The 20,344-nt window shown below is 71.3% G+C and carries 21 protein-coding genes; 11 read left to right on the plus strand and 10 right to left on the minus strand.

The window, feature by feature from the left end:
* Nucleotides 1-30 precede the first annotated feature (30 nt).
* Nucleotides 31-2,709, minus strand: coding sequence for a transglycosylase domain-containing protein (locus BM385_RS12940; RefSeq protein ID WP_093843126.1), 2,679 nt, complete (start codon nt 2,707-2,709; stop codon nt 31-33).
* A gap of 411 nt (nt 2,710-3,120) precedes the next feature.
* On the opposite strand from BM385_RS12940, the gene BM385_RS12945 reads away from it, so the two are divergent.
* Nucleotides 3,121-3,729, plus strand: coding sequence for a PadR family transcriptional regulator (locus tag BM385_RS12945; RefSeq protein WP_019432195.1), 609 nt, complete (start codon nt 3,121-3,123; stop codon nt 3,727-3,729).
* Between the two features lie 71 nt (nt 3,730-3,800).
* On the plus strand, nt 3,801-4,883 hold the full coding sequence (locus tag BM385_RS12950) for an inositol-3-phosphate synthase (protein WP_019432196.1): 1,083 nt from the start codon (nt 3,801-3,803) through the stop codon (nt 4,881-4,883).
* A gap of 103 nt (nt 4,884-4,986) precedes the next feature.
* Here the strand turns inward: BM385_RS12950 and BM385_RS12955 are convergent, their stop codons facing one another.
* The 3 genes from BM385_RS12955 to BM385_RS12965 all read right to left on the minus strand — a co-directional run bounded on the left by BM385_RS12955 (nt 4,987) and on the right by BM385_RS12965 (nt 7,646).
* Nucleotides 4,987-6,018 (minus strand): alanine racemase, encoded by a 1,032-nt coding sequence (locus tag BM385_RS12955; protein ID WP_019432197.1) that lies wholly within the window; start codon nt 6,016-6,018, stop codon nt 4,987-4,989.
* Between the two features lie 54 nt (nt 6,019-6,072).
* Nucleotides 6,073-7,191 (minus strand): lipid II:glycine glycyltransferase FemX, encoded by a 1,119-nt coding sequence (locus BM385_RS12960; protein WP_019432198.1) that lies wholly within the window; start codon nt 7,189-7,191, stop codon nt 6,073-6,075.
* A 152-nt stretch (nt 7,192-7,343) separates the two neighbouring features.
* Complete coding sequence (locus BM385_RS12965) at nt 7,344-7,646, minus strand: hypothetical protein (RefSeq protein ID WP_019432199.1); 303 nt, start codon at nt 7,644-7,646, stop codon at nt 7,344-7,346.
* A 205-nt stretch (nt 7,647-7,851) separates the two neighbouring features.
* Between BM385_RS12965 and rpsF the strand changes: the two genes are divergently transcribed.
* The 4 genes from rpsF (at nt 7,852) to rplI (ending at nt 9,588) form a co-directional block, all read left to right on the plus strand.
* On the plus strand, nt 7,852-8,142 hold the full coding sequence (gene rpsF, locus BM385_RS12970) for a 30S ribosomal protein S6 (RefSeq protein WP_026047156.1): 291 nt from the start codon (nt 7,852-7,854) through the stop codon (nt 8,140-8,142).
* A gap of 102 nt (nt 8,143-8,244) precedes the next feature.
* The gene (locus tag BM385_RS12975; protein ID WP_093843127.1) at nt 8,245-8,808 is read left to right on the plus strand and encodes a single-stranded DNA-binding protein; all 564 of its coding nucleotides are present in this window, start codon (nt 8,245-8,247) and stop codon (nt 8,806-8,808) included.
* A 72-nt stretch (nt 8,809-8,880) separates the two neighbouring features.
* Nucleotides 8,881-9,117 (plus strand): 30S ribosomal protein S18, encoded by a 237-nt coding sequence (rpsR, locus tag BM385_RS12980; protein WP_003978893.1) that lies wholly within the window; start codon nt 8,881-8,883, stop codon nt 9,115-9,117.
* A gap of 18 nt (nt 9,118-9,135) precedes the next feature.
* Entirely contained in the window at nt 9,136-9,588 is a 453-nt protein-coding gene (rplI, locus tag BM385_RS12985) for a 50S ribosomal protein L9 (RefSeq protein WP_019432202.1), read from the plus strand.
* 119 nt (nt 9,589-9,707) lie between these two features.
* Here the strand turns inward: rplI and BM385_RS12990 are convergent, their stop codons facing one another.
* Nucleotides 9,708-11,042, minus strand: a complete 1,335-nt coding sequence (locus BM385_RS12990) for an MATE family efflux transporter (RefSeq protein WP_051131037.1) — start codon at nt 11,040-11,042, stop codon at nt 9,708-9,710.
* 400 nt (nt 11,043-11,442) lie between these two features.
* Between BM385_RS12990 and dnaB the strand changes: the two genes are divergently transcribed.
* Nucleotides 11,443-12,897, plus strand: a complete 1,455-nt coding sequence (gene dnaB, locus BM385_RS12995) for a replicative DNA helicase (RefSeq protein ID WP_019432204.1) — start codon at nt 11,443-11,445, stop codon at nt 12,895-12,897.
* On the opposite strand, the gene BM385_RS13000 is transcribed toward dnaB, so the two are convergent.
* Nucleotides 12,861-13,178, minus strand: coding sequence for a thioredoxin family protein (locus BM385_RS13000; RefSeq protein ID WP_175542973.1), 318 nt, complete (start codon nt 13,176-13,178; stop codon nt 12,861-12,863). The two genes, dnaB and BM385_RS13000, sit on opposite strands and share 37 nt — an antisense overlap.
* Here BM385_RS13000 and BM385_RS13005 point away from each other — a divergent pair.
* Nucleotides 13,162-13,587, plus strand: coding sequence for a hypothetical protein (locus BM385_RS13005; RefSeq protein ID WP_093843128.1), 426 nt, complete (start codon nt 13,162-13,164; stop codon nt 13,585-13,587). The genes BM385_RS13000 and BM385_RS13005 overlap by 17 nt on opposite strands.
* 409 nt (nt 13,588-13,996) lie before the next feature.
* Here the strand turns inward: BM385_RS13005 and BM385_RS13010 are convergent, their stop codons facing one another.
* Nucleotides 13,997-14,746 (minus strand): glucose 1-dehydrogenase, encoded by a 750-nt coding sequence (locus BM385_RS13010; RefSeq protein ID WP_019432209.1) that lies wholly within the window; start codon nt 14,744-14,746, stop codon nt 13,997-13,999.
* Between the two features lie 101 nt (nt 14,747-14,847).
* On the opposite strand from BM385_RS13010, the gene BM385_RS28195 reads away from it, so the two are divergent.
* The gene (locus BM385_RS28195; RefSeq protein WP_302848650.1) at nt 14,848-15,525 is read left to right on the plus strand and encodes a helix-turn-helix transcriptional regulator; all 678 of its coding nucleotides are present in this window, start codon (nt 14,848-14,850) and stop codon (nt 15,523-15,525) included.
* On the opposite strand, the gene BM385_RS13020 is transcribed toward BM385_RS28195, so the two are convergent.
* Nucleotides 15,518-15,910, minus strand: coding sequence for a VOC family protein (locus tag BM385_RS13020; protein ID WP_093843130.1), 393 nt, complete (start codon nt 15,908-15,910; stop codon nt 15,518-15,520). The genes BM385_RS28195 and BM385_RS13020 overlap by 8 nt on opposite strands.
* Nucleotides 15,911-16,057: 147 nt before the next feature.
* Here BM385_RS13020 and BM385_RS13025 point away from each other — a divergent pair, with 147 nt between their 5' ends.
* The gene (locus BM385_RS13025) at nt 16,058-17,350 is read left to right on the plus strand and encodes an MFS transporter (RefSeq protein WP_093843131.1); all 1,293 of its coding nucleotides are present in this window, start codon (nt 16,058-16,060) and stop codon (nt 17,348-17,350) included.
* Nucleotides 17,351-17,570: 220 nt separating this feature from the next.
* Here BM385_RS13025 and BM385_RS13030 read toward each other — a convergent pair whose 3' ends face one another.
* A complete protein-coding gene (locus BM385_RS13030) occupies nt 17,571-18,053 on the minus strand; it encodes a MarR family winged helix-turn-helix transcriptional regulator (RefSeq protein ID WP_093843132.1) in 483 nt (160 codons plus the stop codon).
* A gap of 139 nt (nt 18,054-18,192) precedes the next feature.
* Here BM385_RS13030 and BM385_RS13035 point away from each other — a divergent pair, with 139 nt between their 5' ends.
* Nucleotides 18,193-19,479 carry an MFS transporter gene (locus tag BM385_RS13035; RefSeq protein WP_093843133.1) on the plus strand — a complete coding sequence of 429 codons (1,287 nt, stop codon included), beginning with the start codon at nt 18,193-18,195 and terminating at the stop codon, nt 19,477-19,479.
* On the opposite strand, the gene BM385_RS13040 is transcribed toward BM385_RS13035, so the two are convergent.
* Nucleotides 19,439-20,305, minus strand: coding sequence for a GNAT family N-acetyltransferase (locus BM385_RS13040; protein WP_093843134.1), 867 nt, complete (start codon nt 20,303-20,305; stop codon nt 19,439-19,441). The genes BM385_RS13035 and BM385_RS13040 overlap by 41 nt on opposite strands.
* Between the last annotated feature and the right edge of the window lie 39 nt (nt 20,306-20,344).

Consider the following 20,344-nt stretch of genomic DNA (forward strand, 5'->3'; position numbering starts at 1 on the left):
CAGCCGATGACTCGGCCAGTGTCAGAACCGCTAACCGGTTCCTCCGCTCCACCAGCCAGGGCTTCCGCTGTCGCCGTTGTTGGCGTTGCCCGCGGAGTCGGTGTCGCCGGAGCCTCCGTCCGCTCCGGCGTCCGCTCCGGCGTCCGCTCCCTCGTCGCCGTTGCTGGCACCCTCGTTGCCGGCGTTGGCTCCGCCCGGCAAGCCGGACCCGGCGTTGTCACCGCCCTGAGAGCCGCTGCTGTCGTTGGAGCAGGTCGGGTCGCCGGGCTGGCAGGAGTCGGTCGGGTCGGGATCGGGGTCGGCCGGCGGAGTCTCGGTCTCCTCGTCCCGTTCCTCCTCCTGCTCCTCGTCGACCTCCGCCTCTTCGGTCTCCTCGGTGTCCTCCGTGACCGGCGGGTCGGGCTGCTCGGGCTGAGTGCCGATACCGCGGTACTCCTCGCCGATCTTGCCGGGCTTCGGGAACTCGTCCGGAGGATCGTTCTTGGTGGCTTCCTTCATGAAGCCCATCCAGGCTTCGGCCGGGAGGGAACCACCGGTGATCTTGTCCATGCCAGCGGTGCCATACATGGAGAGGAACTTGCGGTCCTCGGGGGCGATGTCCTCGGAGTCCGGGAAGCGCCACATGCCGATCGCGGTGGAGAGATGAGGAGTGTAACCGACGAACCACGCACTGTTGTTCTGGTCCGTGGTGCCGGTCTTGGCAGCGGCTGGCTTGCCGAGTTCCTGCACCTTCCGGGCGCTGCCCTCTTCTCCGGTCACCACGCCGACCAGTACGTCAGTGACATTGTCGGCGACGTTGGCCTCGAAGTGCCGTTCAGTGTTGCTCTCGTGCTCGTAGACGGTGGCGCCCTCGAGCTCCGCATGGGTCACGAAGTACGGGTCGGCCTGCTCCCCGCTGGCAGCGAAGGTGGCATAGGCGGTGGCCATGCGGATCGGACCCGGTGTGGAGACACCGAGCGCGAAGGTCGGCACGGTGTCATTCGCCGGGCCGAGAGTACTTTCGAGCAATCCGGCGTCGATCGCTGCTTCGGCGACCTTGGCCGGGCCGATCTCCATGCCGAGCTGGACGAAGGGCGAGTTGGCCGAGATCTCCATCGCCTTGCGCAGGGTGATGTCGCCCTTGTCGCCCTCCTCGTAGTTCCTCTGCTCCCAGGTGAACGGCTCGCCGTCATCGTCCTCTCCGTACCAGATCTCTCCGTCGTAGTTCCGGATCAGCAGATCGTTCTCGCTGGAGTAGATGCTGTCCGGCGAGATCGGGGTACGGTCCTCGTCCGGCTGGTCCGCCGGCCCGTCCGGGTCGCGGACGCCGTCGCGCATCGCCGCCGCCAGCACGAAGGGCTTGAAGGTCGAGCCGACCTGGGCACCCGCGTTGTTGGCGTTGTTCAGGAAGTGTTCGAGGTAGTTGTGACCGCCGTAGATCGCGACCACCGCGCCGTCGCCGGGGACGACGGCCGCGCCGCCGAACTGGACGTGCTCGTCCGCTTCCCGGTTCTCGGGGTCCAGGTTGTCGTCGATGACCTGCTGCACCGCGTCCTCCATCTGCTTCACCATCTCCTGGTCGAAGGTGGTGTGGATGGAGTAGCCGCCCTGCGCGAGCTTGTCCGCGTCGACATCGATGTCGTCGTTGTTGATCAGATAGCTGTCGGCGAGTTCCTTCAGGTAGCCGATCTGGCCGGCCAGGTCCGTCGACGGCTTGTAGTCCTGCGGCATCGGGAACTCGGTGTACTCGTTCCGCTCCGCCAGCTCCATGTTGCCAACGGCCACCCGGCGGTCCAGGACCGTCACCCACTGGTTCGTGGCGCGCTCGGTATTGGCCTCGGCGCGCTCGGCGCCGCCGGTGCCACCCGAGGTGTCGTACAGGTCGGCGCCCTTCAACAGGGTGGTGAGGTAGGCGCACTCATTCGCGTCGAGGTCCTTGGCGTCCTTGTCGTAGTACGCCCGGGCCGCCGCCTGGATGCCGTAGGCACCGCGGCCGAAGTAGGCCGTGTTCAGGTACCCGGCCATGATCTCTTCCTTGGGCACGTCGGACGCGACCTTGACGGAGATCAGGAGTTCCTTGAACTTACGGCTGAGCGTCTGGCTCTGGTCCAGGTACATGTTCTTCACGTACTGCTGGGTGATGGTCGAGCCGGACTGGGTGTCGCCGCCCTGGGCCATGTTGACCACGGCGCGGGCGATGCCCTTGAGGTCGACGCCGGGGTCCTCCCAGAAGGTGGCGTTCTCCGCCGCGACCACCGAGTCCACCATGTCGGTGGGGATCTCGTTGAACGGGATGATCTGCCGGTTGTACTCGCCACCGCCCGCGACGACCATCTCGCTGCCGTCGGCCCAGTAGTAGACGTTCTTCTGGCTTTCGGCGGCCTTGTTCGGGTCGGGGATGTCGACCATGGCATAGGCGATGCCGATCAGGCCGACCAGCAGGCCCATGAACAGGATCGCGGAGCCCAGGATCTGCTTCCAGGACGGCAGCCAGCGGCGCGCCCCGGTGTGCTGGGCGCGCGGATAGTCGATGAATCGCTTTTTCGGTGGGGGCTCCGGCCTTCGCCTGGACCGGCGGCCGGTGCCTTCGGCGGCGCTGGAGGCCGTCGCGCGCCGATGGCCGCTCCCGCCGCTCTCCTCGCGCTGCGGTGGCGGCGCGGCCCGGCGGCCGGATGGCGCCGCGGCGCGGCGGCCGCGGGACTGCGGCGGCTTGCGACGGTGCTCGCTCATGGACAGCTACTCCTCGGACAGACGCGGGACGTCTGCTGCGGCAATGACGTGTGGTGTCTTGCAATCCCCCCGTTGTGTGCAGTCCGGCTGTGGCTCGGACGCACGTCACCGTGAACGAGGACGCAGATTCCGGCCTCTGGGTTCCCGGACAGTGATCCGCACACGGGGTTCAGCGTACGCAGCACCAAAGGCCATCTTTCTTGGCAAAAGGGCTGCTTCGGGCATTTCACTTTCAGTGAAGCGAAGATGTGATCCCCTTCACCAGGACCCCTCTTGCAGCACCTCTCGGCCCGTTCTATCGTGGCGATGTATCGGGCCGATACATCGGGCCAATACATCGTTCAACAGTTCAAGGCTCAACCGTTCACGACACAGCACGACAGGCAGTCCACCCGGGAGGTGATTCCAGCCGTGAGCCGACGCTCCGGAGTCCTGGAGTTCGCCGTACTCGGGCTCCTGCGGGAATCCCCGATGCACGGGTACGAGCTGCGCAAGCGGCTCAACACCTCGCTGGGCGTCTTCCGGGCGTTCAGCTACGGCTCCCTCTACCCCTGTCTCAAGACGCTGGTCCAGCACGGATGGCTCGCCGAGGAGCCCGGCAGCGACGCGGAGGATCCGCGCGCCACCGCGCTGTCGGGGCGGCGGGCCCGTATCGTCTACCGGCTCACGGCCGAGGGCAAGGAACGCTTCGAGGAGCTCCTGACCCAGACCGGCCCCGACGCCTGGGAAGACGACAACTTCGGTGTCAGGTTCGCCTTCTTCGGCCAGACCTCACGCGACGTACGGATGCGGGTGCTCGAAGGGCGCCGCAGCCGCCTGGAGGAGCGCCTCGCCAAGATGCGCGCCTCCCTGGCCCGTACCCGGGAGAAGCTGGACGACTACACGCTGGAACTTCAGCGCCACGGAATGGAATCCGTGGAGCGCGAGGTCCGCTGGCTCAACGAGCTGATCGAGAGCGAGCGCGAGGGCCGCGAGCGCGGCACCTCCCCGCCGGATGGCTCCGGCGACACCACTTCTTGACCATCACTTGACAATGCCGGGCCCCGCAATGGCGTGGGGCCATGCCGAAACACACACAGGGAGCAACCGGAATGGGTTCGGTTCGCGTAGCCATCGCCGGCGTGGGCAACTGCGCCGCCTCGCTGGTACAGGGCGTTGAGTACTACAAGGACGCCGCCCCGGACAGCCGGGTGCCGGGTCTGATGCACGTCCAGTTCGGCGACTACCACATCTCGGACATCGAGTTCGTGGCCGCCTTCGACGTCGACTCCAAGAAGGTCGGTCTCGACCTCGCGGACGCCATCGGCGCCAGCGAGAACAACACCATCAAGATCGCCGACGTCCCGGCCACCGGCATCACCGTGCAGCGCGGCCGGACGCTGGACGGCCTGGGCCGCTACTACCGCGAGACGATCGTGGAGTCGGACGCCGAGCCCGTCGACATCGTCCAGGTGCTCAAGGACACCAAGGCCGACGTCCTGGTCTGCTACCTGCCGGTCGGCTCCGAGGACGCCGCCAAGTACTACGCGCAGGCCGCCATCGACGCCAAGGTCGCCTTCGTCAACGCGCTCCCGGTCTTCATCGCCGGTACCAAGGAGTGGGCGGACAAGTTCACCGAGGCCGGTGTCCCGATCGTCGGTGACGACATCAAGTCCCAGGTCGGCGCCACCATCACGCACCGCGTGATGGCCAAGCTGTTCGAGGACCGGGGCGTCATCCTGGACCGCACCATGCAGCTGAACGTCGGCGGCAACATGGACTTCAAGAACATGCTGGAGCGCGACCGCCTGGAGTCCAAGAAGGTCTCCAAGACCCAGGCCGTCACCTCGCAGATCGTCGACCGCGAGCTGGGCGAGGGCAACGTCCACATCGGCCCCTCCGACTACGTCGCGTGGCTGGACGACCGCAAGTGGGCGTACGTCCGCCTGGAGGGCCGCGCGTTCGGCGACGTCCCGCTGAACCTGGAGTACAAGCTGGAGGTCTGGGACTCCCCCAACTCCGCCGGTGTGATCATCGACGCGCTGCGCGCCGCGAAGATCGCCAAGGACCGCGGCGTCGGTGGCCCGATCACCTCGGCCTCCTCGTACTTCATGAAGTCCCCGCCGGTCCAGTTCTTCGACGACCAGGCGCGTGACAACGTCGAGAAGTTCATCAACGGCGAGCTGGAGCGCTGAGCCGGCCGTCACACGGCTCAGACACCATGACGGCGGCCCGGGCTCTGTGCCCGGGCCGCCGTCGTTGCGTACCGTTCGGCACCGCCAGCGCGGCGCCGGCCCGTCACTCGTCGACGACCCGGTCCACCTGGGTCGTGGTGTGCCGCAGGATCGCCCGCAGCTCGTCCCCGACCTTCGGGCCCTTGGCCTCGGCCGGCACGAACAGGATCGACACCTGCATGTGCGGCGGCTCGGCGAACCACCGCTGCTTGCCGTCCCACACGAACGGCGACAGATTGCGGTTGACGGTGGCCAGCCCGGCCCGCGCCATGCCCTTCGCCCGCGAGGACATCCCGTGCAGTGCCTTGGGCGCCTCCAGGCCGACCCCGTGCGAGGTCCCGCCGGCGACGACCGCCAGCCAGCCGTCCCCCGGCGCCTTCTGCTGCCGGTACCCGAAGCGGTCGCCCTTGGCCACCGGCGTCACATCCAGCACCGCGCCCCGGTACTCCGTCGCCGCGTGGTCGCCCAGCCACAGCCGGGTGCCGATCCGCGCCCGGAACCGGGTCTGCGGGAACTGCTGGCGCAGCCGGGACAGTTCCTCGGCGCTCAGATGGCTCACGAACATCGTGTCCAGCGGCAGCCGGGCGGCCCGCAGCCGGTCCATCCAGCCGATGACCTCCTCCACCCCGTCCGTGCCGTCCGTGCGGTCCAGCGGCAGGTGGATCGCGAAGCCCTCCAGCCGGACGTCCTCCAGCGCGGCCCCCAGCTTGCCCAGATCCGCCGGCGTCACCCCGTGCCGGCGCATCGAGCTCATCACCTCGACGACGACCCGGGACCCCACGAGCCCGTAGACCCCGTCCACCGAGGAGGCCGAGCGGATCACCCGATCGGGGAGCGGCACCGGCTCCTCGCTGCGCCGGTACGGGGTCAGCACCAGCAGATCGCCGCTGAAGCGGTCCTTCATCGCCTCGGCCTCGTACGCCGTGCCGACCGCCAGCGTCTCGATGCCCAGCTCGGTGACCTCCTCGGCCAGCCGGTCGTGGCCGAAACCGTAGCCGTTGCCCTTGCAGACCGGCACCAGGTCGGGGAAGTCGGCGACGATCTTCCGCTGGTGCGCCCGCCAGCGGTCGGTGTCGACGTAAAGGGTGAGCGCCATGGCCGGGAGGGACCCTTCTGTTGGGGTTGTACGAGGGGTGCGTGGGGGAAGGGGTCAGCGCCGCGACATGTAGATGTCGAGCGCCTTGTGCAGCAGCTTGTTCAGCGGGAAATCCCACTCGCCCAGATACTCCGCCGCCTCCCCGCCCGTACCCACCTTGAACTGGATCAGGCCGAAGAGATGGTCGGTGTCCTCCAGCGAGTCGCCGATGCCCCGCAGGTCGTACACGTGCGCCCCCAGCGCGTGGGCGTCCTGGAGCATGCGCCACTGCATCGCATTCGAAGGGCGCACCTCGCGCTTGTGGTTGGCGGACGCACCGTACGAATACCACACATGGCCGCCCACGATCAGCATGGTGGCGGCGGCCACCGGCTCGCCCTCGTGCTTGGCGATGTACAGCCGCATGCGGTCCGGGTCCTCGGCGTTGAGCGCCTTCCACATCCGCTCGAAGTACGCCAGCGGCCGGGGCCGGAACTTGTCGCGGACGGCGGTGACCTCGTACAGCTCCTGCCACACCGGCAGATCGTCGTACCCGCCGCGCACCACCTCGACACCGGCCTTCTCGGCCTTCTTGATGTTGCGGCGCCACAGCTGGTTGAAGTTCTTGTGGACCTCTTCCAGGGAGCGGTCCTTGAGCGGGATCTGGAAGACGTAGCGGGGCTGGACGTCGCCGAAGCCGGCGCCCTCGTCCTCGCCCTGCTGCCAGCCCATCCGGCGCAGCTTGTCGGAGACCTCGAAGGCGCGCGGCTCCAGCTCGCTGGCCTCGACGTCGCGCAGCCGCTTGACCTCGGGGTTCTGGATGCCGGCCTTGATGGCGGCGGCGTTCCAGCGGCGGATGACGACGGGCGGGCCCATCTTGACCGAGAACGCGCCCTGCTTCTTGAGGTGGGCGAGCATCGGGCGCAGCCACTCCTCCAGGTTGGGCGCGAACCAGTTGATGGTGGGGCCCTCGGGGAGGTAGGCGAGGTAGCGCTTGACCTTGGGCAGCTGCCGGTAGAGGACCAGGCCGGCGCCCACGCAGACGCCGTTGCCGTCGAACCAGCCCAGGGACTCGGTGCGCCACTCGGCCTTGACGTCGCCCCAGGCAGGTACCTGCATGTGGCTGGCCGCCGGCAGCGAGCGGACATACGCCAGATGCTCCTCGCGGCTGATGGTCCTCAGGGTCAGGCTCATTCGGGGCGCTCCTTGGGCGTCTGTCGCGGCGTCTGGCGGGAAGCCTAGCGGCGCGGCGGACGCGCGGGGCGCGGTGGCCTGCCCGGGAGGCGGGTTCGGTGGGGCGATCGGCCGGGGATCGGCGCGGGATCGGCCCCGGATCGGCGCGGGGTTCAGCCCAGGACGCCGCCGAAGAGGCCGCCGTGGGCCATGGCGAGGTAGAAGCCGGTTGCGGCGGCGCCCAGGCCGATGACCAGGACGAATCGTTCGGCGGTGGTGGCCGAGACCAGCTGGCCCCAGCCGCCGGTGACGATGCCGGCCAGGCCGATCCAGGAGGCCGGCAGGTGCATGCCGTGCCACAGGGAGAGGATCAGCGCCACCGGGCCGAGGACGGCGGTGACGGCGGCGAGGGTGTTGGGGAGGGGGTGGGGGTGGCCGTCGGAGTTGAAGACGCTGCCGAGTGTCATGTGGGCCATGGGGCACCTCCTGCGGAGCGCTGGGAAGCCGTGTACCCGATCCATCCAGGTTGCTCGCGCGGGGGCCGGATTTCAACCGGAAGGGGCGGGGCGGGTACGGTGTACTGTCCCGTGTTCCGTCACTGACGGGCAGGGGATACGCATCACGACCCTCCTGCCACGGATCGTCCGTGGCCGCCTGAGTCCAGAGGAGGTGGGTTCCTTCATGCGTCACTACGAGGTGATGATCATCCTCGACCCCGATCTTGAGGAGCGCGCTGTCGCCCCCCTGATCGAGAGCTTCCTTGCCGTGGTCCGCCAGGGCGACGGCAAGGTGGAGAAGATCGACACGTGGGGTCGCCGTCGGCTCTCCTACGAGATCAACAAGAAGCCCGAGGGCATCTACTCCGTCATCGACCTGCAGGCAGCCCCCGAGACCGTCAAGGAACTCGACCGGCAGCTGAACCTCAACGAGTCGGTTCTGCGGACCAAGGTCCTCCGTCCCTCCACCCACTGAGCGAGCACGCTCCGCGGGATCAGCGGGACACCGAGTAGCGATGTCAGTGCCATAAGTAATCATCGCAGCAACAGCAGTTAGCACCCCGCCGAGAGGTTCACCATGGCAGGCGAGACCGTCATCACGGTTGTCGGCAATCTGGTCGACGACCCCGAGCTGCGCTTCACCCCCTCAGGTGCGGCGGTCGCGAAGTTCCGTGTCGCGTCCACGCCGCGCATCTTCGACCGGCAGAGCAACGAGTGGCGGGACGGCGAGAGCCTGTTCCTGACCTGCTCGGTCTGGCGGCAGGCGGCGGAGAACGTCGCCGAGTCCCTCACCAAGGGGACCCGTGTCATCGTGCAGGGCCGGCTCAAGCAGCGGTCGTACGACGACCGGGAGGGCGTCAAGCGCACGGTCTTCGAGCTGGAGGTCGACGAGGTCGGCGCCAGCCTGAGGAACGCGACGGCCAAGGTCACCCGGACCAGCGGCGGCGGCCGCGGTGGTCAGGGCGGCGGCGGCTGGGGCGGTGGCGGCGGCCAGGGCCAGCAGCAGGGCGGTGGCGGCGCTCCGGGCAACGACCCGTGGGCGACCGGCGCACCGGCCGGCGGTGGCCAGCAGGGCGGCGGCGGTGGTGGCGGCTGGGGCGGTGGCTCCGGCGGCGGCTACTCGGACGAGCCCCCGTTCTGAGGCCCGTACGCGGGCTGAGGGGAACGGCCGGGTTCGGCTCTTCACTTCTTTTTGAGATCAACGGAGAAAAACATGGCGAAGCCGCCTGCGCGCAAGCCGAAGAAGAAGGTTTGCGTGTTCTGCAAGGAGAAGATCTCCTACGTGGACTACAAGGACACGAACCTGCTGCGGAAGTTCATTTCCGACCGCGGCAAGATCCGTGCCCGCCGGGTGACCGGCAACTGCACCCAGCACCAGCGCGATGTCGCCACGGCCGTGAAGAACAGCCGTGAGATGGCGCTGCTGCCCTACACCTCGACCGCGCGCTAAGGAAGGGTGGTTAGCAGCATGAAGATCATCCTGACGAGCGAGGTCTCCGGCCTGGGTACGGCCGGTGACGTTGTCGAGGTCAAGGACGGGTACGCCCGTAACTACCTGCTTCCCCGCGGTGTCGCGATCCGCTGGACCCGGGGTGGCGAGAAGGACGTCGAGCAGATTCGGCGGGCGCGGAAGATCCGCGAGATCGCCACGATCGAGCAGGCGAACGACATCAAGGCCGAGCTGGAGAAGGTCACGGTCCGGCTGAAGGTCCGTGCGGGCTCCGGCGGCCGGCTGTTCGGTTCGGTCACCCCGGCGGACATCGTCTCCGCGGTGAAGACCTCCGGTGGCCCGGATGTCGACAAGCGCCGTATCGAGCTGAGCAACCCGATCAAGAGCCTGGGCACCCACCAGGTCTCGGTCCGTCTCCACCCGGAGGTCGTGGCCAAGGTCGGTCTGCACGTCGACGCGTCGGCGAAGTAGGGCACGGGCGGCCCCGCGCGGGCCGTACCGGGCAGCGGCGCCGGCCGCGTTCCCGTCCAGCAGGGCGGGGCGCGGCCGGCGCCGTTCCGTTTCGGTGGGCGGGTGCGGGACCGTACGGGTCAGGCGCGCTCGGCGCCGGTGACCAGCCAGCGGCCGGTGCGGGTGCGCAGCCCGAGGGTGACCAGGCGGGTGGCCATCATCAGTCCGGCCATCGCCCACCACAGGGTGGTGACGCCGCCGCCGATGGTGGGCACCAGCAGGGCGGCGGGGGCAAAGACGGCGAGGGTGAGCAGCATGGCGGCGGCCAGGTATGGTCCGTCACCGGCGCCCATGAGGACGCCGTCCAGGACGAAGACGACACCGGCGAGTGGCTGGGTGACGGCGATGATGAGCAGCACCGGCAGCAGCCGGTCGTGCACGTCGGTGTCGCTGGTGAACAGCCCCATGGTGAGCGGGCCGGCGACGGCGACCAGCGCGCCGAGGGCCAGGCCGGAGACAATGCCCCAGCCGACCATGCGGCGGCAGATGGCCCGGGCGCCTTCGGCGTCGCCCGCGCCGAGGTAGCGGCCGATGATGGCCTGGCCCGCGATGGCGATGGCGTCCAGGGCGAAGGCGAGCAGCATCCAGATGGTGAGAGCGATCTGGTGGGCGGCGACATCGGCGTCGCCGAGCCGGGTGGCGACGAGGGTGGCGAGCAGGGAGATGGCGCGCAGCGAGAGGGTGCGTACCAGGAGCGGGGCGCCGGCCCTGGCGCTGCCCCGGATACCGGACGGGTCGGGGCGCAGCGATACGGCGTGCTGCCGGGCGCCGCGCAGGACGGTGCGCAGATAGACGGCGGCCATGCCGTACTGGGCGATGACCGTGCCCCAGGCGGATCCGGCGATGCCCCAGCCGAGGCCGTAGATGAACAGGCCGTTGAGGGCGATGTTGGCGGTGAAGCCGCCGATGGCGACGTAGAGCGGGGTGCGGGTGTCCTGGAGGCCGCGCAGCACGCCGGTGGCGGCGAGCACGATGAGCATGGCGGGGATGCCGAGGATGCTGATCCGCAGATAGGTGGTCGCGTGCGGGGCGGCGGTGGGGGAGGCGCCGAAGGCGTCGATGAGGGTGGCGGCGGTGGGGATGCCGAGCAGGACGACGGCGAGTCCGAGGAGGACGGCGAGCCAGATGCCGTGGACGCCCTGGCGGAGGGCGGCGGGCAGGTCGCCGGCGCCGAGGCGGCGGGCGACGGTGCCGGTGGTGGCGTAGGCGAGGAAGACGAAGACGTTGACGGCGGTGGTGAGCAGGGCGGCGGCGATGCCGAGGCCGGCCAGCTGGGGGGTGCCGAGGTGGCCGATCATGGCGCTGTCGGCGAGGAGGAAGAGCGGCTCGGCGACGAGGGCGCCGAAGGCGGGGAGAGCGAGGGTGAGGATCTCGCGGTCGTGGCGGCGGTGGGTGGCGGTGCTCTGCGAGGACACGAGGAGATCCAAACATCCACAGGTAATAGACGCAATGGTTTTGTGATCCTTACCTCGATCCCTCTCCGGTGTGATGGTCTGCGGTCGTTGTCGTGAGCCCGGCGAGTGAACGAGCGTTCCCGTCATCGCGGCTGCGCGGAGGGTGAACGCCCAGGTCAGAGCGGGTGCGAAGTGGATCATGAACGGGTGTCACCCGGACCCCGCAACGCCTTGTCCACAGCGAGTCCCGGCTTATCCACAGGATGCGATCTGAAATCCACATAGCCTGTGGATAACTTGTCCGCTCCACCCCTCCCCCGGCTGTCCGCCGCGGCGGCCGACTGCCGTAGCGTAGGTCCGCGCCGGGCGCGGACGATACGGATCCGGGCCGCGCCCGAGGTCCGGGAGGAGGTGGGGTTCGATGGCCGAGTACGAGCACGGGGACCCCCCCTGGGACGACGCAGCACCCGGGGAGGGCCCCCCGCAGGTGCCCCAGGCCCGCGGCGGCTCGCGTCGTGGCCCGGACGACGACGACCCGCCCCCCGCCGGCTTCGAGCGGGTCCCCCCGCAGGACGTCCGCGCCGAACAGTCCGTCCTCGGCGGCATGCTGCTGTCCAAGGACGCCATCGCCGACGTGGTCGAGACCCTGCGCGGTGCGGACTTCTACAAGCCCGCCCACGAGACCATCTACGCCGCGATCCTCGACCTCTACGCCAAGGGCGAGCCCGCCGACCCCATCACCGTCGCCAACGAACTGACCAAGCGCGGCGAACTCGCCAAGGTCGGCGGCGCCGGCTACGTGCACTCGATCGTGCAGATGGTCCCCACCGCGGCCAACGCGCTGTACTACGCCGAGATCGTCCACGACAAAGCGGTCCTGCGCCGCCTGGTCCAGGCCGGCACCCGCATCACCCAGATGGGGTACGCGGCGGACGGCGACGTGGACGACATCGTCAACACGGCACAGGCCGAGGTGTACCAGGTCACCGAGCAGCGCACCTCCGAGGACTACCTGCCGCTCAGCGACATCATGGAGGGCGCCCTCGACGAGATCGAGGCGATCGGCGCCCGCAGCGGCGAGATGACCGGCGTCCCCACCGGCTTCACCGACCTGGACGCCCTCACCAACGGCCTGCACCCCGGCCAGATGATCGTCATCGCCGCCCGCCCGGCCATGGGCAAGTCAACGCTTGCCTTGGATTTCGCCCGGGCCTGCTCCATCAAGCACAAGCTGCCCAGTGTCATCTTCTCGCTGGAGATGGGGCGCAACGAGATCGCCATGCGTCTGCTGTCCGCCGAGGCGCGGGTGGCGCTGCACCACATGCGGTCCGGCAGCATGACCGACGAGGACTGGACGCGGGTGGCGCGGCAGATGACGGAGGTCAACGACGCGCCGCTGTACATCGACGACTCGCCGAACCTGTCGATGATGGAGATCCGCGCCAAGTGCCGGCGGCTCAAGCAGCGCAACGATCTGCGGCTGGTCGTCATCGACTATCTCCAGCTGATGCAGTCGGGCGGCAGCCGCCGCCCGGAGAGCCGGCAGCAGGAGGTCTCGGAGATGTCCCGGAATCTGAAGCTGCTGGCCAAGGAGCTGGAGGTGCCGGTGATCGCGCTCTCCCAGCTGAACCGTGGCCCCGAGCAGCGCACCGACAAGAAGCCGATGGTCTCCGACCTGCGGGAATCGGGTTCGATCGAGCAGGACGCCGACATGGTGATCCTGCTGCACCGGGAGGACGCCTACGAGAAGGAGTCCCCCCGGGCCGGTGAGGCGGACCTGATCGTGGCCAAGCACCGTAACGGTCCCACCGCCACGATCACGGTCGCCTTCCAGGGGCACTACTCGCGCTTCGTCAACATGGAGGGCGGCTTCTGAACGGCGCCGCCCTCGCGGTGCGCCTCCCACGCTGCGTCGATCTCCCGGAGCAGCCGCTGCCGTGACCGGCTGCCGACCAGCCGCAGCACGGGTTGTCCGGCGTCGAAGAGGATCAGGGTCGGCAGGGACAGTACGCCGTGGGCGGCGGTGGTCGCCGGGTGGTGGTCGGCGTCCAGCTGGACGACCTTGAGCCGGTCCGCCCGTTCCGCGGCGATCGCGCCGAGCACCGGGCCCAGCTGGCGGCAGCCTGGGCACCAGTCGGCGGTGAACTTCACCAGCACCGGCCGGTGGGTGCGGGACGGCGAGCGGGAGCGCCGGCTGCCGTTGGTGGCGGGGGAGTTCCCGGCGTACCGGCTGGTGCTGGACGCGCTGGAGCCGGTGCGGCACCGGGTGATCGCGGACCGGGTGGCGCTGGGCGCGGCGCTGTCTCAGGCGCGGACGCCGGTGGTGGTGCGGACGGGGGGTCCGGCGGGGCTGCTGGTGGGTGAGACGGCGGTGCCGGCGCTGGTGACCGGGCCGGGGCTGCGGGTGGCGTTCGATCCGGTGGTGCTGGCGGGGGCGGTGGAGTCGGCGGTGGGCCCGGATGTGCTGCTGGAGCTGGGCGGGGAGGGAGCCGGGCCGGTGCGGGTGCGGTCGGCGGATCAGGGTGGTTTCACGACGCTGGTGATGGTGGTGCGGGATGGATCCTGAGAACGCGGTGGTGGCGCTGTGCGCCGAGGGGATGGCGACGGGGGACGACGCGTTGTTCCTGCGGGCGTGGGAGGTGGCGGCGGACGACTGGGAGCGGTGCGTGGCGGCGCACTACGTGGCGCTGTCCCGGCCGGGGGCGGCCCAGCGGTTGCGGTGGAACCGGCGGTGTCTGGAACTGGCGGACGCGGTGGGGGACGCGCGGGTGGCCGGGTTCTATCCGTCGCTGCACGCCGCTCTGGGCCGGGCGTGGGAGGACCTTGGCGAGGTGGCGGCGGCCCGGGAGGAGTTCGAGCGGGCGGCGGGGCGTGCCGGGGTGCTGGGGAGGACGCGTACGGGGCATCGCTGCGGGAGGCGATCGCGGAGGGGCTGCGGCGGACGGGTGGGGTGGGGCCGCGGGGGTGGGCGGGGGTCAGGTGAGTCCGCCGGTGGCGCGGATGTTCTGGCCGGTGATCCAGCGGCCGTCGGGGCCGGCGAGGAAGGCGATGACGTCGGCGATGTCGGCGGGGGTGCCCAGGCGGCGCAGCGGGGTGAGGGTGGTGACGTGGTCCAGGGCCTCGGGCGGGTTGGCGGAGCGCAGCATGTCGGTGTCGGTGGCGCCGGGGGAGACGGTGTTGACGGTGATGCCGCGCGGGCCGAGTTCCTGGGCGGCGACGGCGGTGAGGAGTTCCAGGGCGGCTTTGCTGGCGGCGTAGGGGGCGATGTGGGGGACGGGGCGGACGGTGTTGAGGGTGGAGACGCTGATGATCCGTCCGCCGTCGGGCATGTGGCGGGCGGCGTGCCGCAGGGTGTGGAAGACGGCGGTGGTGTTGACGGCGAGGGTCGCTTCGAAGGTGGCGTCGTCGGTCTCGGCGAGTGGGGTGGGGACGGGGGAGAGCGCGGCGTTGTTGACGATGATGTCGGGGGTGCTGTGGCGCTGGGTGGCCTGGTCGAGGAGGGTTTCGGCGGCGTGCGGGCCGGTGAGGTCGAGGCGGATGCCCCAGGCGCTGCCCGGGGCGCCGGAGCGTTCGACGGCGGCCACGGTTTCGGCGGCGGCGGTCTCGTCGTGGGCGTAGTTGAAGACGACCCGGGCGCCGTCCCGGGCGAGGCGTTCCACGACGGCCCGGCCGATACCGCGTGAGCCGCCGGTGACGACGGCGGTCTTTCCCTGGAGGGTTGCCATGGGCGGCACTGTAGTGCGGGGGCGGGCGCGGGGGGAGGCGGCGTGCGGCCGGGGATGTCGGGGGCGGACGGGGCGGGGTGGCGGTGTGTCACAGTGGCGCGGTGTACCGGGAGCAGGAGGTGTGGAGCGCCGAGGCGGCTTCGGGTCTTGTCCTGCCCGATGGCTGTATGGATCTGATCTGGTCGGAGCGGGTCGGGCTGCTGGTGGCGGGCCCGGACACCCGCGGGCGGCGGGTGGATCCGGGGGTGGCGTCGGGGCGGGCGACGGGGCTGCGGTTCGCGCCGGGGCGCGGGCCCGTGGTGTTCGGGGTGCCGGCGTGGGAGGTACGGGACCGGCTGGTGCCGCTGGCTCAGGTGTGGCCACAGCGGACGGTGCGGGAACTGGCGGAGCGGGTGGCGGGCGCGGTGGATCCGGGTGCGGTGCTGGCCGGGGCGGCGGCGCGCCGGGTGGCGGCGGTGGGGCCGCCGGAGGCGTGGCGGGCGTGGGCGGCGTCGGCGCTGGGGCGGGGGTGTCCAGTGGCGGAGGTGGCGCGGCGGCTGGGGTTGAGCGAGCGGCAGTTGCGCAGGCGCTGTCAGGTGGCGTTCGGGTACGGGCCGAAGACGCTGGCGCGGGTGCTGCGGATGCGGCGGGCGCTGGGGTGGGCACGGGCCGGGGTGCCGGGGGCCGAGGTGGCGGTCCGGGCGGGGTACGCCGACCAGGCCCATCTCTCGCGTGAGGTGCGGGGCCTGGCCGGGGTGCCGCTGTCGGCGCTGGTGGCGGCGCGGGGGCCGGTCAGCTGAGGGGTGCGAAGAGGTCCACGTGGTTGCCGTCGGGGTCCAGGACGACGGCGTAGCGCTGGCCCCAGGGTGCGTCCCAGGGCGGGTTGGCGCCGGGGTGGCCGGCGGTGGTGAGGTCGGCGTAGAGGCGGTCGACCTCGGCCGGGTCGTCGCAGCGGAAGGCGATGGCGATGCGGTGGCCGCCGCGGGGCGGGGTCCAGTCGGGCTGGAACGAGGTGATGGTGGCGACGGTGTCCCAGGCGAGGCGCAGTCCGCCGGGGAGCCGGGCCTCGACGTGGGGGGTGTCGGGGTCGGTGTCGGGGATGTCGAGGCCGAGGCGCCGGTAGAAGGCGAGGGAGGCGGCGAGGTCGCCGGTGATCAGTCCGATGAGGTCGAAGCGTGGTGCCATGCGGGCAGGTTAGGCGGGTGCCGGGACGGGGGTCTTGAAGGAAACGGACGGGGGCGGGGTGCCGCGGCCGGTCGTATTGTCCACAGAAAGCGGGTGGCTGTGGATAACTTTCCGCGGCTGTCAGTGCCCGCTTCTACGGTCTGAGGCATGACCGTGTCCTCCGGCTCCGCTGCCGCGACCACCACCGCTTCCTCCGTCTCTCCTCCCGCCTCCGCCTCCGGCGCCGCGCCTCGCGAGCGGCTGCCCGGGGTGTTCCGGCTGTGGCTGGCCGGGGCGCTGGTGTCGATGCTCGGCACCAGCGTGATGTGGTTCGCGCTGGGGTGGTCGGCGTCGGCGCACGGTGGCCTGGCGGCCGGGCTGGTGCTGACGGCCGTCAATCTGCCGCGGTTCGCCCTGTTGTTGGTCGGGGGTGCGGTGGGGGACCGGGTGGGGGCCTGGCGGGTGATGGTGGCGGGGGATGTCGCCATGGTGGTGGTGTCGCTCGGGCTCGCGGCGGCGGCGTGGCGGTTCGGGGCTCCGCTGTGGCTGCTGCTGGTGGCCGGGCTGCTGATCGGGGTGGTGGACGCGTTCTATCTGCCGGCGTCGGGGTCGATGCCGCGCCGGCTGGTGGGTGAGGCGGTGCTGTCCCGGGCGATCGCGCTGCGGCAGACCGGGGTGCAGCTGACGATGTTCGCGGGCGGCGCGCTGGGCGGGGTGCTGATGGCCCGGGCCGGGCTGAGCGGGGTGGCGCTGCTGCAGGTGGGGACGTTCTCGCTGATGCTCGTGGTGCTGGTGGGGATACGGGGCCGGTTCGCCGGGGAGCGGCCCGCGCCGTCCGGCGGCTCCGTGGCGCGGGACATCGGGGACGGGCTGCGGCTGGCGTGGCGGACCCGGCTGCTGCGGGTGTCGCTGGCCGTGACGGCGGTGGCGGCGGGGTGTCTGCTGCCGGTGGTGTCGCTGCTGGTGCCGTTGCTCGCGCGGGAGCGCGGGTGGAGCGCGGAGCTGGCGGGGGTGGTCGTCGGGTCGCAGGCGCTGGGGATCGTCGCGGTGTCGCTGGCGGTGCTGTGGCGCGGTGGAGCCGGACTGCCGGGGGTCGCGGCGGCGGTGGGGCTGCTGCTGGCCGGTGGGTCGATGGCGGTGCTCGCGGTGGCGCCGGTGCCGGGCGTGGTGGTGGCCGCCGCGCTGGGCGTGGGGGCGGGGAACGGGCTGTTCGGCGCGCATGTGGCACCGCTGCTGCTGACGGCGGCGCCGCCGTCCCATCTCTCCCGGGTGCAGGCGATCGTGACGATGGTGCAGAGCGGTGCGCTGCTGGCGATGATTCCGCTGCTGGGTGCGGCGGCGGAGCACATACCGGTGGCGGCGGTGCTGGGCGGCTGCGCCCTGGTGGTGGCGGGCACGGCCGCCTGCGCCCTGGCGTCGGAGCCGTTCCGCACGGTCCGCAGGCCGGGGGCGGCGGGCTAGGCAGCGGGCCGCACTGACTCGGGTGGGCTCCGACCGGGATTGCCCGGGGCTGGGCAGGCCTGGCCACATGGGCTGGGATCGGCTGGGCTGAAGGGTCGGGCTGAGGGGCCGGGCCTGACCGGGCCGCGCCGGTTCGGGCGGGGGCTGCCGTCGCCGGGGCTCGGACGGGTCCCGGGGCGGTACGTCGGTCCGGCGGGCGGAAGCGGGGCCGGGCGGCGGGTTACGCCTCGGACGGGGCGCCGGCCGGTACGCCGGCCACGGGGCCGGCCGGGGTGCGCAGGGCGTCGACCAGGGGGGCCAGTTCGGGGTGGGTGCCGGCCTCGGTCAGGGCCCGGTCGAGGGCGGCGTCGTTGGTGGGGCGGGCCTCTTCCAGCAGGGCGCGGCCGGTGTCGGTGACGTCGGTGTAGATGCCCCGGCGGTCGTCCGCGCACAGGTAGCGGGTGAGCAGGCCCCGGTCCTCCAGGCGGTTGACCAGCCGGGTGGTGGCGCTCTGGCTGAGGACGACGGCCTCGGCCAGCTCGTTCATCCGGACGTGGCCGCCGGTGCCGTCGTGCTGCTGGACGAGCACGTTGAGGACGGAGTACTCGCGCACGCTCAGCCCGTGGGCGGCCTGGAGGGCGCGTTCGACGGTGGTCTCGATGCGCCCGTGGAGGGCGGAGAGGGCGCACCAGCGCTGGCTCAGGGTCTGGTCGGGGCGCGTCATCGTGCCTCTCCTTCCGCGTGCCGTTGCGGCTCCCAGGTTAGCGCAGTGCCGCAAGAGACGGCGTTTGCATGTAGCCAGCGTCTGCAATTATTGTCCGAGCGGGTAAGAACTGTCTGCATATACACCGGGAGGGCCGTCCATGCCGCTCGCACTGCTCGCTCTGGCCATCGGTGCCTTCGGCATCGGGGCCACCGAATTCGTGATCATGGGGCTGTTGCCCGAGGTCGCCGGCACCTTCGGGGTGTCCATCCCGACCGCCGGATACCTCGCCACCGGCTACGCGCTGGGCGTGGTGGTCGGGGCGCCGGTGCTGGCCGTCGCCGGGGCGCGGATCCCGCGCAAGCGGATGCTGACGGCCCTGATGGGACTGTTCATCGCGGGCAACGCGCTGTCCGCCGTCGCGCCCGTCTTCGCCGTGATGCTGGCCGGGCGGATCATCGCCTCGCTCGCGCACGGCGCGTTCTTCGGCATCGGCGCGATCGTGGCGGCCTCCCTGGTGGCGCCGCACCGGCGGGCCGGGGCCATCGCCCTGATGTTCACCGGGCTCACGGTCGCCAACGTGGTCGGCGTCCCGCTCGGTACCTGGCTCGGGCAGCAGGTCAGCTGGCGGGCCACCTTCGCGGTGATCGCCGGAATCGGCGTCATCGCCCTGGCCGGCGTGGCCGCTCTGGTGCCGCACGGCGACAGGAGCCCGGACACCGATGCCGCCGCGACGGCCCGGTCCGGCGGGCTGCGCGGAGAACTCGCCGCCTTCCGCAACGCCCAGGTGCTGCTCGCGATGGCCATGACCGTTCTCGGTTTCGGCGGGGTCTTCGCCGCCGTCACCTATCTGGCGCCGATGATGACCGACGCCGCCGGGTACGCACCGGGCGCCGTGACCTGGCTGCTGGTGCTGTTCGGCCTCGGCATGCTCATCGGCAATCTGGCGGGCGGCCGGTACGCCGACCGCGCGCTGATGCCGATGCTGTACGTCTCACTCGGCGGTCTGGCCGTCCTGCTGGCGCTGTTCACCGTCGCCGCCCACCACAAGGCGGGCGCCGCGATCCTGCTGCCGCTGATCGGCGGATTCGGGTTCGCCACCGTGGCACCGCTCCAGAAGCGGGTCCTCGACCACGCCGCGCAGGCCCCGACGCTCGCCTCCGCCGTCAATATCGGGGCGTTCAACCTCGGCAACGCGCTGGCCGCCTGGCTGGGCGGGGTGGCGCTCGGCGCCGGACTCGGCCCGACCTCCCCCAACGCGGTCGGCGCCGTCATGGCCCTGGCCGCACTCGCCCTGGCGGTCGCCGCGACCGTACTGGAGCGCCGGGACAAGCCCGCCCGCCCCGAGCGGGACGCCCGCCGGGAGGGCGCCGCCGAACCCGAGGGCGCCGCCGTCGGGCCGGGCGTCAGCCCAGAGCCACCGAGTACGGTGCGAAGCGGCGGCTGATGTCGCCCGGCAGCGCGGCGGCGCCGCGCACCATCAGGGTGCTGCGCAGCTCACCGGACAGGCCCCGGTCCCGCAGCCACCGGGCGAGGTCCGGATGCCGGTCGTCCACGTCGAAGCGCAGCGGTGCGGTGGCCCGCGCGCCCAGGAAGGTGATCAGGGCCCGGGCGGTGGCGGGGTTCTCGGCGATCAGTGGCCCGATCACCGCCGTGCCGGGGTTCGGCCAGGCCGCCCCGTACCCGGTGAGCCGGCCGTCCGCGTCGTGCGCCACCGCCAGCGCGTCCGCGAAGGCGGGCAGCCGGGTCAGCAGCTGGGTCCGGTCCATGCCGGCCACCGGCAGATCGAGCGCCAGAATGCCCGGCAGATCGGCGGCGCCGGCCGGCCGCACCCGCACCCCGGGCTCGTCGGGCCCGCCGGGTACGAACGCACCGCGCAGGGTGGTCACCGCCCCCACGGCGCGAAAGCCCAGCCGTTCGTACAGCGGGCGCCCGTTGTCGGTCGCGTACAGGAACAGCACCCGCTCCCCCGCCTCGGCGATCGCGTGCCGCATCAGCCGTCCGCCCAGCCCGCGCCGTTCATGACGCCGCGCCACCAGCACCATGCCGACACAGCCGTACCCGGGACAGGACGTCAGCACGAACGCCCCGATCAGGCCGCCCTCCGCGTCGTCGGGCGGGGCGTCGATCCCGTACCCCGTGCCCGCGCTCAGCAGCAGCCGCCACTTGTGCTCCTCCCGGGACCACGAGCGGTCGGCGGACAGATCCAGAGCCGCCGGCAGATCCGCGAGGGTCAGCCGGCGGGTGGGCAGCGTGAGCGAAGAGGTCGGCACGCGGCTCAGGATCGCGGCGCCCCGGGCGCCACCGCCACC

This window comes from Streptomyces harbinensis, assembly GCF_900116145.1.
GTDB lineage: Bacteria > Actinomycetota > Actinomycetes > Streptomycetales > Streptomycetaceae > Streptomyces > Streptomyces carpaticus.